Source organism: Brucella grignonensis, assembly GCF_002252505.1.
GTDB classification, from domain to species: domain Bacteria; phylum Pseudomonadota; class Alphaproteobacteria; order Rhizobiales; family Rhizobiaceae; genus Brucella; species Brucella grignonensis.
In genome coordinates this window covers 33,300-47,752 of sequence record NZ_NNRL01000143.1, presented here as the reverse complement: position 1 = coordinate 47,752, position 14,453 = coordinate 33,300, and the positions used below count along the sequence as shown (strand labels likewise).

Genomic DNA, 14,453 nt, shown 5'->3' with positions numbered 1-14,453 from the left:
ATGCCGTCCCAATGTGGCAGGTAGTGAGTCCGATTTGTTACTCCGGTGTTACCGATGAACCACCGGCGGCTCTCGAACCTTCCTGTCCTTCAAATGATGTTATCGCAGCGAATGGATCATCGGTCGCTTCGATCCAGAGCCAATTTTCTGGCACATCTTTGCTATGGATAGCGATCTCAGATTGAATGAGAATTTTCGCACCAACAGCAATGATAAATTCTTCCGCTTCGATGCGAATCCATAAAATGTGTGAGTCAGCGCGCACAACAGCCTTTGCGGAGCAAAAATCAAACGCGTAGTCGTGTCCCGACCGCGTCTGGGCACAGCAATGCGGCTGAAGGCTTCCAAACGCTTTTCGGATTGCCGTCTCGGCATTCTCCAGCTTTATGCATGTTTCGCACGTAAAGTTCATCGAGTCCTCCACTTGCTCGACGATATCCCTCCCCAGGAATGGCAAGCCTGATTGCAATGGACCTGTTGCGAACAAGGAGGCCCACACCGTGCGTGAGGTGGATTACCGCGCCTTCAATCAGAGCGAGCGGAGCGATGCAAGCTTAAGGCAGGCTTAAGCCGCGCATATCGAATGCCGTTCCCAACACCGCATGGCAGCGACAGAAGATGCGATCAATTGTTTCGATCAGGTTCGACACCGCAAAGGTGGTCATCGAGTGCCCCGGGGATTGAGTCTACCCGCCTTCCGACCGCCAGTGATCAGAATAGTAAAGTTCCGTCACCCGAAACCGACCACCAACCCGTTTGCATTGCACGATTATATCAATTGAGATTCTTAGAAGATTCCGAATATCCGCGCGATCGAGATCGTGCCCGCCTTCGGACTCTTTTACCAAAAGAGTTAGCTGTTCAAAGGCAAGCTCCGGTGACTCCGCATGCACAGTAGTTATTGAGCCGGGATGTCCGGAGTTGATGTTTCGAATATAATAGAAGGCCGTCCCATCGCGTAGCTCCTGCAGCAGCACTCGGTCAGGGCGCATGCGCAGACACGATTCTAGTAGGTCTTTCACACCTAACTTGGCTAACCCCTGCCCGCCTTTGGAGTAAAACAGCCGGACATGGTTAGGCTGTGGAATCGTAAGTTCGGGCGTGTCCTCTATGCTGATAAGGCGTTCGTCGTGTGGAATGTGCTGGATCAGGGCCTTGGAGAGAGTAGTCTTGCCAGACCCTGTGGCGCCGGAGATGATAATGTTCTTGCGCGCCAGCACCGCCCCCTCGAGAAAAGCTCGATACTGGCCGCTGCGGTAAGTCGTCAGCAGCGGATCTTCGCCTGCTTTTTGATTGGCACTGGCCACCACTCGCTCGAAAAGCCCTCCCTCCTCCATGTCCGCCATCGAAAGCGATACTAGTGACGGCTTTCGAATTGTGATCGAAACTGTATCTCGTGTTGTCGCCGGCGGGATGACAATTTGGATACGTTCGTCATCCGGGAGGGTGGCAGACAACAGCGGGCGGGTCTCATCAATGCCCTGGTTAGAAAAGCTGGCTACAGCCCGCGCCAACCGCATCAACTTGTCAAAAGAAAGGTCCGGCAGCTCGTGGCGCTGCCAGCCTGCCGTCCCTTCTGTCAGCACCTCTCCTGGTCGATTGATAACGACCTCGTAGAGGCTCGCATCTTTCAAAAAGCGATCAAGCGGCAAAAGCAGTTGGCGGACGACGCCGGAATCGGAGGTTTCCGCCATCCCCGGTCCTATTTCGTCACCAGGTCAGACTTCGGATAGAAATCGCCCATTACCGCGCGATCGTAGATCGTATTGCGGGGTTCAGTTACACGAAGACCATAAATCGTCGAAAAATCTAGATCTCGGGCCACAAATATTGAAACCAGAGAGCCTTGATGTTTCGTGAGCGTCGGCGGAATGTTGATTGACTGCTCAACGGCGATCGCCGCCGCGTCCTTGCCGGCGCTCGTCGTTCCTTGCGCCTGTACATCGCTTCTCTGCAACTCCTGACCGGCGTATGTCGCCACGTCCCCGACCACAGATAAGAGCAGCGCGCTCCCGAAGCGCTCCCACCAATGGGTATCGACATAACCATCAAAGCCTGCGCGGCCGATCGCGTCGGTCGCCGGCGAGGCGAGAGTGATGATGACACCGGTTGGGGTCTTGGCCCGATTCCACAAGACGAACAGCCGGCTCTGGCCACGGCGTAGGCCCCCTCGATACTCGCCAACAACTTGCGTGCCTTTTTCCATCAACACCACACGTCCGTTGTCGGAGAGAACATCGCGGGTGATCACGCAACTTGTAAAGCCTGGCTGATCCGAAGAGAGCGCGGTTTCGAGCGCACAAGGGATAGAGGTACCCATGGCAACGATGAAGTTGCGATTGCCGAGATGTCCCGCTTTGGAGCCCTCGAGAACCGTCGGCTTCAGCATGCGGTTGAACCGCTGATCCTCGTTCTCGCCCTGTCCCCCTGCCCCAAGCAGGCCGTCGACCGGAAGAAAATTGGGGTCGGGATTCGTGCCGGAATTTTCAGATGGCCGCGCATTGTTGCCTGTCTGGCCGCCGCCGTACGCCATCACCGGCGCTCGCCTGGCAGCCTCGAGGAGTTCGTCTACAGCGGGCTTTTCGTTTGTTTCCACGGAAGGGGTTGGCAGCTTGATCTCAGGTACGGGGAGCGCCACTGGTTCGGGTTCTGCCCGCGCCGGCTCGAACTCCGTATTCTGTCGGATTACGCCGGATCCCGGCTGTTCGACGTCCTCTTTCGGAGCCTGTCGCATCGACCACATGGCAAAACCCATGAACGCGACAACAGCCAGGACAACGGCCCCACGCTTGAGCAAGGGATTGTTGTCGACCTTGCGGGCGGCTGCGGTTTGGCCGCGCTCGCCGGGGATATTTGTTTCGGTGTTTTCTGCCATTTGGCCCTCCCCTACTGGCCAGCGGCCGGCACCCTCACCACACGCTCGACCGACGGTGATGTCGTGTTGGTGCCCGGATCCACACCGACCGGCGAATAAGCTTCATTGTAAATGCAAAGCGTGTCGGAGCCGCGTCGCAAAATGAATTTGCGGCTGATCGCGTGAACGAGCACGAGATCGCCCTGCACCGTTTTCGGAACAAGACTCTCGGTTCCGTCTGAATTCTCAATATAGATCGCCGGCATTTCCTGATTGCCGCTAAATGAGAACGTTGTAACCTTGCCGTTATCATAAACGGCTTGCGGTTCGATCGCCGCTCCGCCCTGGGCGGAATAACGCCAGTTTCGCGGCCCATACTGCTCGTGGATACCGAGGACCTGATCGGCATAACCTGCCTCGGCCGCACGCTTGCGGGCCTCTTCCTCCAGGCGCCGACGCTCAGCTTCATCGGCCGGATAGCGGTATTTCACATAGAAATAAGTGTTCTGCCCGGCGTCCACCGAGCCGTCGCGCACAACTAGTTCCATCTGATAGCTGCGCTTGGAGCCGTCTCGCCGCGTCGTAACTACGGAAATGTTCGTCGCCGGTTGGTTCTCGCGTGGCTTCAGAAACAGGATATGACCAGCCGGAGCGACTTCCCAAGCAACGGTGTTGCCGAGCGCGACGTGAGCGATCTCTTCGTCGGGAGCAAATTCGACCTGCACAGAGGAGCGGATTGTGCCGACAATCCGTGTAATGTTGTAGGGTTGGTAGTTTACGAAGCGCACGCGGTTGTCCTGCTGTGCGCTTGCAGGAATTTCGAGGGCTTGTACGGGCGTTAGCGTCAAGACGGTGACTACGATCGCCATGATGAGAGAGCGTACTGTCAATTCAAAGCCTCCGGATCGGCCCGGTACTCGCTAACCACGAACCCAAGAGGGTTCACCAACCGGTCGGTGGAGGAAATCGGGGAATTGGCGTAGGTGTAGGTAATCGTTGCCACCCAATGCGTGGTGCGGATATCTTCACCACGCGTGATCGTCCGGGTGTAACGAACGGAAACGACATTGCTGTTAATGAGCGAGATCGACTTGATGCCGATGCGGGATGACGCCGATCGACCGTAAATGTTCTGCGGCGATTCAGGATTGCTACCGCGATAGGTGGCCGCGAAGCGTTGCTGCTCCGCCGCATTCGACATCAGAGATGCAGTGCGGAAATTCTCCTCCGCCTCCGACCATACGTAACCCTCGCGGGCGCGCACGTAGCGCGCGGCGAAGTATTTGGTGACTTCCTCATCATAGCTGCCAGCCGCCAACGACATGGCCGACACAACGTCTACAATGCCCGTCGAGTTATCCACCCGAATGACGAAGGGCTCGACGGTCTTCAGTGGTGTGAGCGCAACGACGGCAGTGACAGACACGCAAGCGAGCACGCTGGCGACGGCGGCAACAAACCAAGCCAGACGTTTCGAGCGCTCGGCAGAGACCATTCGATCCTGATCGAAGCGACGTGCCTTATCAAAATAATCCTTTAGGCTGTCCGTTGTAACCATACCCCTTACCCCCCCTGGCAAGCGGTATGGGACGCCGCTTCATCGAACCCGGCAAAAGCTGCGGTATGGACGGTTGGCTCGACCGTCTGATCGGCGAATGCGAGTACGATCTTGCTTCCATCGTTGAGCGAAGACTGCTGCTTGTCCGCCTCCGTCTTGCTTGCATCCCAATCCCACATTGAGCGATTGAGCGGCCGTTTGGAATAACCGTCGCATTTGGGCAGTGGATAGCTGAGCGTGGCGCAGCCGGAGACGACAAGTAGCAGGCCAAGCAGAGTGGTGATGCGTGCTGTATTCAATCTTTAACTCCCCATTTGGCCATGGCGTCAGGCCTTCTTCCCGGTCAGCTTCCCCCAGCCCCAGCCGATGGTGCGGACCACGGTGTTGTTGTGCCCGTCGCGCGCCGCGGTGTAGCCATACGTCAGTGAGGCACCCCCGGATGCGAGCCCAGAGGCAATGCTTGGCAGCTGGTAAAAGACATAGAGGGAAGCCAGACCGATGGCTCCAACGGCGATCGGCCGCATCAGCACGTCGCTATATGCCTCGACCGTCGTGAACATGGTGGCGAAACTGGTGACCAGCAGGGAGCCAACCGCGACGACGAGCACTTGCAATATTACAAAATTTGCGAGTTGCCCGATCCATGACTCGGTGAAGCGGCGCGTTGACTGGAACATCGCCAGCGCGATGAAAATCGGTCCGATCGCGAGCATGATCGCGAGCGCGACGCGCGCATAGAGCGACACCACGTATCCGATCGAGGCGACGATAAACGTCACCACGATGACTACGAGACCAGCAAAGCCGGTCAGCGGATCGACCGGCCACGCACCTTGTGCCCAGATATCGTTCGCAGATTTCTGACCTTTATCGAGCAGACTATCGAAAGTCGAGGCGCTCGGAGCGCCTCCTGTATTTAGCGCCTCCGAAATCTCCTTCGGCAGCGTCTCGAAGAAAATGTTCGTCACATAGGTTTGGTATTCGCTCGCGTTCCTGACCAGCATCAGGATGATGGCGAGCTTTATTGCCCGGAAAGCGAACTCCATGATCGGTTCCTGCACAGATCCACGCAGGATCAGAAATCCGTATAGGATCACGTATAGCGTCAACGCCGCCGTCAGCGGGCCTGCCACCCACGCGCTAATCCCGCTCGTCCCGGAACTGATGAAATTCTGCAGCGGTGTCGTGAATTGTCGATCGAGGAAGTCGAAGACGGTATACATGGCGCTATCCTCCCAGCGCCCTGTTCATGCGCTCGAGCCGCGCCTTTCCCTCTGCTTCTTCGGCGTTCCGGCAGATAGGCGTCTGACCCAGCGCGCCCGGGTTCTCGCGGCATCTCCCCACGTGATCGGCGCGTAGGCTCTCGTCTGCGAGAAACTCGCTGACGGTGATGACGGTAGACGGCGGCGGTTCGGAACACGCCGCCAGAAATGCCATCAGGAGGAGAGCCGCTACGCGCTTCATTTCGACAGCGCCGTGTTCATCGTGTCGATGCGCTTGCGCCAGTCTTCTGCCTTACGCTGATCCTCGACCTGAGCTTGCGCTTGCTGAACCATTTGTAGACCCTGCATGCGCAGGAGATCGGTTTGTAGGAACGCACTTTCGGCCTGAATGCGGGCCTGGAGATCGGCGATATCCTTGGCATCGCTCGCCGAGGATATCTGCTGACGCAACTGATCGATCCCGTCGATACGCTTCGTGGCAGCATCGTAAATTTGTTGGCCGAGGCTCATCTGACCGGCGTTGCGATTCTGGACGCGCGCCAGCTCCTGGGCGTAGAAATCGTTGGCAGAGGTCTTATATGTCGAGTTGTCTCCAAGGAATTTTGAGGCGGCATCGCCAAACGCACCCGTGCCGTTGCCCTTAAGCAGGCTTTCGATGGCCGCAAAGTCCTGCGGCAATGCCTTGCGAATTTCTGGCTGGTTCAGAAGTGAGGCGACATCAGCCATCTTCGTGAACTTGTTCAGCGACCCGAACAATTGCTCGGCTTGCGTGATTTGCTGATTAAGTGCATCTAGCTGCGACTTCAGCTGGGCGATGCTCTCAATATGTTTCAGGATCGCGGCCTGGTCGTTTACGGGTATCCCCTGGGCACCGGCTGCGCTGGCCGATAAGGCAAGGATGGTGGCGACCATCAAAGAATTTCGTATACGCATCAGCCTGCACTCCGTTGTTGGTGGAAGAGAGGAAGCCAGACCTCCGGATCCTCGCCAGCCTGCGCCCTGATTGCGTCAGCGAGTTCGACATTGGCGGTGCGGCCGGAGAGGACGGCGAGCTCATCGTCGAAGCCGCCGAGATTTAGTTCGGCAACGATGCTGTTATGGCCCTGCTTGACGATGAAGCGGCGACTTTCATTGGAGAGATCGCGCGCAATCAATTCATATTCGCGCTCGGTGAGTTTGAAGCCGTCGACATAGTCATTACGGCTGCCGCGTGAGTTCGGCATGAATACCTGCGTTGGGCACTGCTCAATGATGGTGTGCGCGATCGGAGAATTGATCGCGTCCCGCGGGCTCTGCGTCGCAAATAGCATGAGGCCATTCTGCTTTCGGATGGTCTTGAGCTTGTTTTGGGCAAGGTCACGAAAACCTTCGTCTGCAAGCGCCTTCCAAAACTCATCGATGACGATGATGATCCTCCGACCGTCGATCAACTGCTCGACGCGGTGGAAGAGATAGGCCATCAGCGGCGTACGGATCTCCTCATTGTCGAGGAAGTCGGTCATGTCATAGCCGACGAACCTATGGTCTACGCCGAGTTCGCCAAGACCAACATCCTCAATGACGTTGTCGAACACCCATCCAAGTGGCCCGCCACGCTCCCAGCGACGCAGTCGCGCGGCGATGCCCTCGGGGTCGGTGTTGTTAAGAAACGTCCTTAGCGCCCCGATGGTGCGCCGTTCGACGGGCAGGTCTGCCAATCCGTCGATGGCGTTGGCGATGTCGCGCACTTCCGATACGGAAAGATCGCGTGTTTTTGAGTTCACCAGCTTCGCTACCCATTGTGCCAGGAACACCTTGTTCTCCGGCGTTAGCTCCATTCCCTTCAAAGGCGCGCAACCTGTCGGGCGACCATTCTTCAGCGGCAGATAGGTTCCACCGGCGGCGCGCACGAAGAGGTCGGCGCCACGATCCTTGTCGAAGAAAACAATTTGCGCGTCGAACTTCTCACCCTGCGACAGAAGGAAGTTGAGTAGGACGGTCTTGCCCGATCCGGACGGCCCGCCGATGAAAGTGTTGCCGAGGTCGCCATAATGCAGATTGAAATAGAGCGGCGACCCCGATGCCGTTTTAAGCATGGCAACCGCTGGGCCCCATTCGTTGCCGTCTCTCTGGCCGGTCGGATAGGAATGGTATGGAGAAAAGGCAGCGAAGTTCTTCGATGTGATCGCGCCGGATCTGACGCGATAGCGGAAATTGCCCGGCAATTGCGCCCACCAGGCCGCCTCAAGCCCGAGATCCTCGCGAGCGACGACCGCGCCGCCATTGGTAAGATGCGTCCGGCTCTTCGCGAGATTGTCCGTTAGTTCCTTCACTGATCCAGCGAAGACAGTCAGGGTGAGATGATGATCGCCCAGCACGAAGCGGTTCGATTCCAGATCGTCCAACGCGTCATCGAGTTCTTCCAGCTGCGACCCAGCTTTGTCGCCGGCACTCACCATCTGGTTTTGTTTGCGTCCCATCACCGTTTTAGCGTCGGATTTCGACAGGAAAGAAAAGCTTTGAGTGAGGATCAACTCGTATGGAACGGTCAGCAGCCCATCGAACATGCCCGGCCGCGTCCGGGCTGGATATTCCTTAAAGCCAAACATAGCCGCAAAGCGGCTGGATCCCTCATGCCTGATTTCGACTGTCTCACGTCCGACAATGATGCGATCCGAATAGATGGCAGACGAGATGCGGCCCTCCGTTAATGGAACGGACTCGCGGCGCCCACCCACAAGCTGATGCAGCACTTCGCTAGGTTCAGAAAAAATAATACCTTCGCGTTCCTGCAGGGTGAGGACGCGCGGGCCGAACCGCTTGAGGCCGGCCGTGACGTCGATGATCGCATCGTCAAGATGCTTGATCGCATCCTCATCGAGTTCGATTTCTCGCCGGCGGGCCCTCCTGAGCTTTGACAGGAACGCCATCACGCGCTCGGTCGCATCGCGCCCAGGGTGCCAGACAAGGCTGAGATAAAGGTCGTTGCGAAACAGATCCTCGTCGATCATGCGGTCGCGATACTTTGCGTTCAGCGTCCGCGAAAAGGCGTTGGCAAATTCGCCGCCGGGATATTCGTTATCGCGACGCCGGATCACATGCGTCCACAGCGCCAGCCGTTCGTCGGCGACATTGCGGTAGAGCGTGTTGAGGTCGCGATGGAGTGCATTTAGGTCAAGAGTGTCGGCTGTTTCGAAAGATACGCCCTCAAGAGCGATGATCACCATCATTGCACGCGAATCGAGCGCGATGATCCTTTCATCGACGTGGCGAGTGTAAGGAATGAAGGTCTCCGGTTCGAGCTCCCGGCTCTTGACGATCGCGATGCTAGGCAAAGCCGATATCCCTTTCGTCATAGCGCCGGACGAGCTTCATCGGAGTAAGGCTAGCTCCACCCCAAACCCCGGTATTGCGCGCCCTCCCCCGGGTCTCCATCCAACCAAGCAGCACGCGGAACATGTTGTGATCGTGCTTGACGACCGCCTTGAAGATAAAATGAAATACGACGCCCACGAGGGCATAGGCGACTGAACCGGCGACGATGAAGAGGATCGTCGTAAAAATCATGTTGATCCCCATCGCCTCCATCGTAACGCCCCCGATCATTGCCGGCCTCGTGCAGGCCAGGAACAACGTATCTTCCTCGAGGGCATTCTTCTCGCTCATGAACCTCCTCCTGAGATCATGTTGACGATCTCGGTCGCGCCAAAGATGATTCCGATGCCGAGAACGACAAACGCCGCCTTGCGCAGGTCGAGGTAGCCGAACATCCACGCGATGCCGACGATGATCACAGCAATAATTGCTAGCAGGCGCGCTACGTTGCCGGTCAGCATATTGACGATATTCTGCAGGACGCTTTCGATGCCACCTGCCTGGGCGAAACTCGGCTCGATCAAGGCTAGCGAAAACACCGTTGCCATTGTCACGATTGCCGCGGCCGACCTGATACGCGCCGTTAGGGTCATGTGCTCATCACTCCTTTTGCTCGTTGGAAAAAACGAGGACGGAGGATTGCCGCCCCGCATTGAAGACATCCCACCTCGGCGCAGGGATCTGAGACCCTGGCTGAACCTTCTCTGGCGAGCTGCCGCCAGTTGTTGAAGCTGACGAGCCCCCTGCCCCTTCGCGCGTGGGCAACGCTTGCACCTGTCCCTCGACAATCTCGATGGTCGCGAGTTGACTGGACAGCCGCTTTCGCTCCGCCAATACTCTTTTGTCGTAACCCACCATTTCGCCGGCAGAGGGGTCGCCACTGCCAAAATAACTTCGCAGCATGACGGCTTCAGCCTGTGTCTTTGTTGCGCCATCCTGGAAAGCGACTTGGTAGTAGCCGTCAAGCAGCGCTGCGCTGGCCTTGATGTTGAGGCAGAAGTCGAAGGCGTCGCTGACGGACAGACCCAGCCTACCCAGATTTCCAGAATTGATCCCGCCGAGTCCCAAGTCGATATCGTGACCCTCGGCGATCAAGGCAGTCGCTGTCTCTATCGCCTCAGCTCTGGTTTTAGGCTGCTCGGCGAGCGGACGGTCTGTGTTGATACGAATGGCGAAGGGGTGGAAGCCGCTCTCGACGCTTATGACCGCGGCTATTGTTTCCGTGGCGATTTGCGGAGCGCATTGCTGGGCGAGATCAAGGAAGGCTACCGGCATGGGCTAGAACCAGACTCGTTGCTGGCCTGCGCCGTCGATCGTCAGGTCGATGTAGCGGGGTTGTTCGCGGACATGCGGGCGCGCCGTCACATAAGCTTTGCAAACGCGCTTGCCGTCCGAAAAATCCCATCGACCGGCCCCAACAGCGCCGGAATGGCGACCGCTGCCATTGTTGCTGCACTGATCGGCACTAACTGTCTGTAGCTCGGTGGAAACGCATCCCATTTGGCCAACGCCGCGATCATCTTGGCGCGTGACGAGACGGAAGCCGGCATCGCAATAGTACGGCTCATACCGTGGTTTCGTTGCCGTGAAACCGACGCCGCTGCAGATAGGGAAAGACCGTCCTTTCGCTAAGTGCGACCACAGCCGTTCGATCGGGGGGCGGCACTCGGCGTACTGTGTTGCGCCGCCTGGATTAGAAAGACAAAGGAGAACTTGGCAACCCCAGTCATCCGCTCGCGCAATGGGGGACGAAAACGTGTACAATGAAACACCAATCGCAACAGCGGAAAGTGCCCGAATGACTGCATTCTTCATGCTCAGACCCTCGTTTGCCTTCCGACCGGCTATTCGCCTGCGAGGCTTTACCACCTTGTCATACTGCACGATAACGAATAGATAAGAAGATGCCAAGCCCTTTGAACCAACGCTGGCACAACACGGTTTTTGCGACCCTGGCTACGCACGAGATCATGTCAAAGCCCTTGCCGGACGAGACGCCTAATTCGCGTCTTCGCCAGCTCGGGATGATGAATCTTTTGTACACGCTGCAAAAAGCGGATACCGCGCTGACTATCACCAATGTCACCGAAGTGACTGGAATGACAAGGAAAGCGGCCCAGGAAGCGATTGATCCACTAGTCGTCCGAGGCCTCTTAAAGGAATCCTGGGGGAGGACGTCCATAGGTCGTGGCAAGGCGCGGCAGTATGAGATCGCGCCGGAAATCTTCGAAAAACTGCAGGGCGTGTACGGCGCCTGACCGATCCAATCAGGTAGATCGATCGTACGAAAACTCTTTCATTACATGGTAAAAACGCACAGTATTGCTCACGCTTCATGGCGCAAGCATACTTCGCACGGCGACTCAGTGACCTTTGGCGGGCTTACTGATTCGTTTTGCGTAGATAAACCTGTGTGATGGAGAGGCTATACGGCCCCTGAACATTAAAGGGGCACAGATATACGGTAGGCGGATCAGACCGAGAACGGCAGGGGTCGGAAGCCGGAATCGTCGAGCGCTGGCTTGTCCTCCCAGATGTAATCCCCGGTAAGATTCACGTGCTCCCAAGAGAGGGGCGACAGACTCGACAGCAGGTGATCGGGCACATGCTGCCCGGCGTCGTGCAAGGCCCCGACGACACGGCCGGTATAGATCGTGTTCCAGTGGATGATAGCGGTGACGACCAGATTGAGGGCGGATGCCCGGATCGAGAGGTTTTCCTGGCTGCGATCGCGGAAGCGGCCGAGACGGTGTAGGTTGACGGCACGTACGAGGCTGTTTCGGCTCTCGCCCTTGTTCAGTTCTGCCGTTGTCGTCTTTCTCAGATCCTCGTCATTGATCCAGTCCAGCGTGAACAGGGTCCGCTCTATGCGGCCCATTTGCCGCAGGGCTTGGGCAAGACCGCTCTGCCTTGTGGTGGCCGACAGCCTTTTAAGCATAAGCGAGGCGCTAACGGTGCGCGTGCGCAGCGAGGTCATCAGACGCAGAATGTCGTCCCAATGGGTCCGGATCAGATCGGCGTCGATGCGATCGCCCATGACATTCTGGAGAATGCCGTACTGCTTGCCAGGACCGAAGCCATAGAGGCATCGGCCGTCGAGATCTGGAATACGCGGGACGAAGGCAAAGCCGAGCGCATGGCAAAAGGCGAAGACGAGATCGCTGACGCCACCGCCATCGACATGATGGCGAACGATGTCGAGGCCCGCGTCTGTTTCGAGCAGCGCGTCAAGAACATGGACAGCCTCGCTCGCCGTAGCAGCGATGATTTTTGTATGGAAGGGCGCATAACGTCCGGAGATCGCCGTGTAGAGCTTGATGATCGGGTTAGTGCCGTAGCGGCCGTTGACGCCGCCGGCGATTTCGCCGCCGTCGCCGAGATGGATATGTTGCCCATCTGAGGATGATATGGTGTGCGAACCGAAGACGCTGGCAAATGGCGCGTAGTGCTGGGCCTCGACCAACCGGGCGAGCGCCAACGTGAAGGTTTCCTCTCTGAAGTGCCAGATCGCCATCTGCTGTAGCTGACGACGTGTGATGCCAGGGCAAGCCAGCGCCATCTTCGAGAAGCCGAGATTGGTGGCTTCAGCGATGAGCGCTGCGTAGAAAACACGCATGTCGCCCGGCGTCCGCCCTGTTTGAAGATGCTCGAAGAGGGAGCTGAAGCCGGTCATCCGATCCACGTCAGCGACAAGATCCGTCAGTCGGATCGGTGGCATGCTGCTCGCCACTCTCCGTGCGAAGGCCAGCGCGGCTTCGGTCTCGACGGTTTTGACCGCAGGCACCCGCAAGCCTTTTGCGCCAATGCGGGTGTCGCCGCGCCCGGTCTCCAGCCGGTTTGCCGCCTCACGGAGTTTCTGATCGAGCGCTTCGGCCTTTTGGGCGAGATAGATCTCGACATCGACCGGAATGGCAACGGGAATGCGAGCCTCAGCCTTGATGATGGCGTAGGTCTGATGCGAGATCATACTCTCATCGAGGGCACGGTATGTGCGAGAGCCTTTGATCCAGATCTCGTTGGCAGCGATCCGGTTCTTCAACTCGACGATCATGAAGAGTTCGAGCACTCTGTGATCGACAGAGCCGTCTGATGCCCGGATTTCCTTACTCCAGCGCTTGTCGACCAGATCGAGTGCGCCTCGCACCCAAGCTTGCTCTGAAGAGCGACGACGGCTTTTCCCGGCGTCCTTCATTTGCATCGCCACGCTGATGAAATCGCAGCTTTGACGATTACCCTCGAAGATGAAAGCGCCTATGAACGGAACAGCAAAACGTCGGATGCGCACATATTGAGCCGGAAGGTAGGCGATCAGATCGTCGTCCTTGCGGGTCCGCGATGCGGCTTTTGCTGCCGCAGTCGCCTGCATCAGTTGTTCCCAACTGGCGACCGCATTGACGGCCTCATCGAGAGAAAGCCCGGTTTCCCGTTTGGACGCGATCGCCTCGCCGAAGCCCACGAAGAAATCCAGCGCCGATGTTGCCGATGTGGCGTTCTCAAGCAGTTGCTTGTCGCGGAGAGCCTCGGCCTGCCGGAATGCCTTGCCGATCAGGACTTCGAACATAGCGATCGCTGAATCCGTGAGGGCTATTTCCGTCTCCAGAAGGAAGGCTGCCAAGGTGGCATATCGGCGTCCTGGCCGCATTTGCTCGAAGTTCTGAGCGGTCAGGCGGCGACCTTCCTGGGCCATGCGGCTGACACGATGCGTCGGGACGGCCTGAAGCACATCACTGGAAAGGCCGACATGACGCACGGCTTTAAGCCGATCGATCAATCCTCGCATGGCTGCGTCGCCAGCTTTTCCGGGCGGTTCACGTAACCACGAAACGCCGCTCTGGCGGACGCGTGGTCCGATACCGAGCAGCGCCTCCATCCTGACAATGATGTCCGTCGTCAGTCTTCCGGTAACATCGGCGAACAAAGCTTCCTCAGCCTCAGTGCATGCCCGACCAGCCAACCGTTCGATCACGGTGATGCCGGGAATGACGATACGCCGCCGGCGCATCTCATCTGCCAGAGCGGCGACGACGAATTTGTCCTTGGTCGAGGCGATCGCCACGCCCTTCGCAAAGGCCAGAAGGTCGGCGCGTGCCGGGTGGCTCAGTTCACTGAAGCCGTAATGTCGGCGAAGGACGGCCAGTTGTTCGTAGCGGGTAGGTGCTCTTTGTGCGAAGGTGGCAAGCGCCTCGGGGTCGATCTTGAGTTGCTCGGCAAGGAAGGTGAGCGCGGTTTCCGGAATGACCTCTCCGCGCTGGATGAGACGGCCGGGATAGCGAAGAGCGCAGAGCTGAAGGGCCAGGCCAAGGCGGGTATCGTCGCGCCGGCGCGTTTCGAGAAGACGATGGTCATCGTCATCAAGGCTCCAATGCCGGATCAGGGTGTCGTCGTCGGTGGGCAGGGCAAGGAAATTCTGTCGTTCGGCATCCGTCAAAATCTTGCGGCGAGGCATTGGGACTCCATATGTCAT

The 14,453-nt window shown here is 57.8% G+C and carries 16 protein-coding genes; 1 reads left to right on the top strand and 15 read right to left on the bottom strand.

Going from position 1 to position 14,453, the window contains the following annotated elements:
- Positions 1-37: 37 nt before the first annotated feature.
- The 14 genes from CEV33_RS01855 to CEV33_RS24370 form a co-directional block, all read right to left on the bottom strand.
- Positions 38-487, bottom strand: a complete 450-nt coding sequence (locus tag CEV33_RS01855; protein WP_141211548.1) for a hypothetical protein — start codon at positions 485-487, stop codon at positions 38-40.
- Positions 488-686: 199 nt separating this feature from the next.
- Positions 687-1,694 (bottom strand): P-type DNA transfer ATPase VirB11, encoded by a 1,008-nt coding sequence (gene virB11 / locus CEV33_RS01850; RefSeq protein ID WP_094538773.1) that lies wholly within the window; start codon positions 1,692-1,694, stop codon positions 687-689.
- Between the two features lie 8 nt (positions 1,695-1,702).
- A complete protein-coding gene (virB10, locus tag CEV33_RS01845; RefSeq protein WP_094538772.1) occupies positions 1,703-2,875 on the bottom strand; it encodes a type IV secretion system protein VirB10 in 1,173 nt (390 codons plus the stop codon).
- Positions 2,876-2,886: 11 nt separating this feature from the next.
- Complete coding sequence (virB9, locus tag CEV33_RS01840; protein WP_094538771.1) at positions 2,887-3,723, bottom strand: P-type conjugative transfer protein VirB9; 837 nt, start codon at positions 3,721-3,723, stop codon at positions 2,887-2,889.
- A gap of 17 nt (positions 3,724-3,740) precedes the next feature.
- Complete coding sequence (locus CEV33_RS01835; protein ID WP_094538770.1) at positions 3,741-4,412, bottom strand: virB8 family protein; 672 nt, start codon at positions 4,410-4,412, stop codon at positions 3,741-3,743.
- Between the two features lie 5 nt (positions 4,413-4,417).
- On the bottom strand, positions 4,418-4,711 hold the full coding sequence (locus tag CEV33_RS01830) for a type IV secretion system protein VirB7 (protein WP_235818340.1): 294 nt from the start codon (positions 4,709-4,711) through the stop codon (positions 4,418-4,420).
- Between the two features lie 27 nt (positions 4,712-4,738).
- Entirely contained in the window at positions 4,739-5,635 is an 897-nt protein-coding gene (locus CEV33_RS01825; protein ID WP_094538769.1) for a type IV secretion system protein, read from the bottom strand.
- 4 nt (positions 5,636-5,639) lie between these two features.
- Complete coding sequence (locus CEV33_RS01820) at positions 5,640-5,876, bottom strand: EexN family lipoprotein (RefSeq protein WP_094538768.1); 237 nt, start codon at positions 5,874-5,876, stop codon at positions 5,640-5,642.
- Positions 5,873-6,568 (bottom strand): P-type DNA transfer protein VirB5, encoded by a 696-nt coding sequence (gene virB5 / locus CEV33_RS01815; RefSeq protein WP_094538767.1) that lies wholly within the window; start codon positions 6,566-6,568, stop codon positions 5,873-5,875. The genes CEV33_RS01820 and virB5 overlap by 4 nt, the downstream gene beginning before the upstream one ends.
- A complete protein-coding gene (locus tag CEV33_RS01810) occupies positions 6,568-8,970 on the bottom strand; it encodes a VirB4 family type IV secretion/conjugal transfer ATPase (protein WP_374818309.1) in 2,403 nt (800 codons plus the stop codon). The genes virB5 and CEV33_RS01810 overlap by 1 nt, the downstream gene beginning before the upstream one ends.
- Entirely contained in the window at positions 8,942-9,280 is a 339-nt protein-coding gene (locus CEV33_RS01805; RefSeq protein ID WP_094538765.1) for a type IV secretion system protein VirB3, read from the bottom strand. Before CEV33_RS01805 ends, CEV33_RS01810 begins: the two co-directional genes overlap by 29 nt.
- Positions 9,277-9,582 (bottom strand): TrbC/VirB2 family protein, encoded by a 306-nt coding sequence (locus CEV33_RS01800; RefSeq protein WP_094538764.1) that lies wholly within the window; start codon positions 9,580-9,582, stop codon positions 9,277-9,279. Before CEV33_RS01800 ends, CEV33_RS01805 begins: the two co-directional genes overlap by 4 nt.
- 7 nt (positions 9,583-9,589) lie before the next feature.
- Positions 9,590-10,264: a lytic transglycosylase domain-containing protein gene (locus tag CEV33_RS01795; RefSeq protein ID WP_094538763.1), complete on the bottom strand. Its 675-nt coding sequence runs from the start codon at positions 10,262-10,264 to the stop codon at positions 9,590-9,592.
- A gap of 3 nt (positions 10,265-10,267) precedes the next feature.
- Complete coding sequence (locus CEV33_RS24370) at positions 10,268-10,804, bottom strand: hypothetical protein (protein WP_094538762.1); 537 nt, start codon at positions 10,802-10,804, stop codon at positions 10,268-10,270.
- Between the two features lie 89 nt (positions 10,805-10,893).
- On the opposite strand from CEV33_RS24370, the gene CEV33_RS01785 reads away from it, so the two are divergent.
- Positions 10,894-11,247, top strand: coding sequence for a MarR family transcriptional regulator (locus CEV33_RS01785; RefSeq protein ID WP_094538761.1), 354 nt, complete (start codon positions 10,894-10,896; stop codon positions 11,245-11,247).
- Between the two features lie 215 nt (positions 11,248-11,462).
- Here the strand turns inward: CEV33_RS01785 and CEV33_RS01780 are convergent, their stop codons facing one another.
- The gene (locus CEV33_RS01780; protein ID WP_094538760.1) at positions 11,463-14,435 is read right to left on the bottom strand and encodes a Tn3 family transposase; all 2,973 of its coding nucleotides are present in this window, start codon (positions 14,433-14,435) and stop codon (positions 11,463-11,465) included.
- Positions 14,436-14,453 lie beyond the last annotated feature (18 nt).

Excerpts from the sequence above, each read along its gene's own strand:
- virB5 (WP_094538767.1), bottom strand. The coding sequence starts at position 6,568 with ATGCGTATACGAAATTCTTTGATGGTCGCCACCATCCTTGCCTTATCG.
- virB9 (WP_094538771.1), bottom strand. The coding sequence starts at position 3,723 with ATGGCGATCGTAGTCACCGTCTTGACGCTAACGCCCGTACAAGCCCTC.
- CEV33_RS01820 (WP_094538768.1), bottom strand. The coding sequence starts at position 5,876 with ATGAAGCGCGTAGCGGCTCTCCTCCTGATGGCATTTCTGGCGGCGTGT.
- CEV33_RS01805 (WP_094538765.1), bottom strand. The coding sequence starts at position 9,280 with ATGAGCGAGAAGAATGCCCTCGAGGAAGATACGTTGTTCCTGGCCTGC.
- CEV33_RS01785 (WP_094538761.1), top strand. The coding sequence starts at position 10,894 with ATGCCAAGCCCTTTGAACCAACGCTGGCACAACACGGTTTTTGCGACC.
- CEV33_RS01800 (WP_094538764.1), bottom strand. The coding sequence starts at position 9,582 with ATGACCCTAACGGCGCGTATCAGGTCGGCCGCGGCAATCGTGACAATG.
- CEV33_RS01825 (WP_094538769.1), bottom strand. The coding sequence starts at position 5,635 with ATGTATACCGTCTTCGACTTCCTCGATCGACAATTCACGACACCGCTG.
- CEV33_RS01810 (WP_374818309.1), bottom strand. The coding sequence starts at position 8,970 with ATGACGAAAGGGATATCGGCTTTGCCTAGCATCGCGATCGTCAAGAGC.
- CEV33_RS24370 (WP_094538762.1), bottom strand. The coding sequence starts at position 10,804 with ATGAAGAATGCAGTCATTCGGGCACTTTCCGCTGTTGCGATTGGTGTT.
- CEV33_RS01835 (WP_094538770.1), bottom strand. The coding sequence starts at position 4,412 with ATGGTTACAACGGACAGCCTAAAGGATTATTTTGATAAGGCACGTCGC.
- virB10 (WP_094538772.1), bottom strand. The coding sequence starts at position 2,875 with ATGGCAGAAAACACCGAAACAAATATCCCCGGCGAGCGCGGCCAAACC.
- CEV33_RS01780 (WP_094538760.1), bottom strand. The coding sequence starts at position 14,435 with ATGCCTCGCCGCAAGATTTTGACGGATGCCGAACGACAGAATTTCCTT.
- virB11 (WP_094538773.1), bottom strand. The coding sequence starts at position 1,694 with ATGGCGGAAACCTCCGATTCCGGCGTCGTCCGCCAACTGCTTTTGCCG.
- CEV33_RS01795 (WP_094538763.1), bottom strand. The coding sequence starts at position 10,264 with ATGCCGGTAGCCTTCCTTGATCTCGCCCAGCAATGCGCTCCGCAAATC.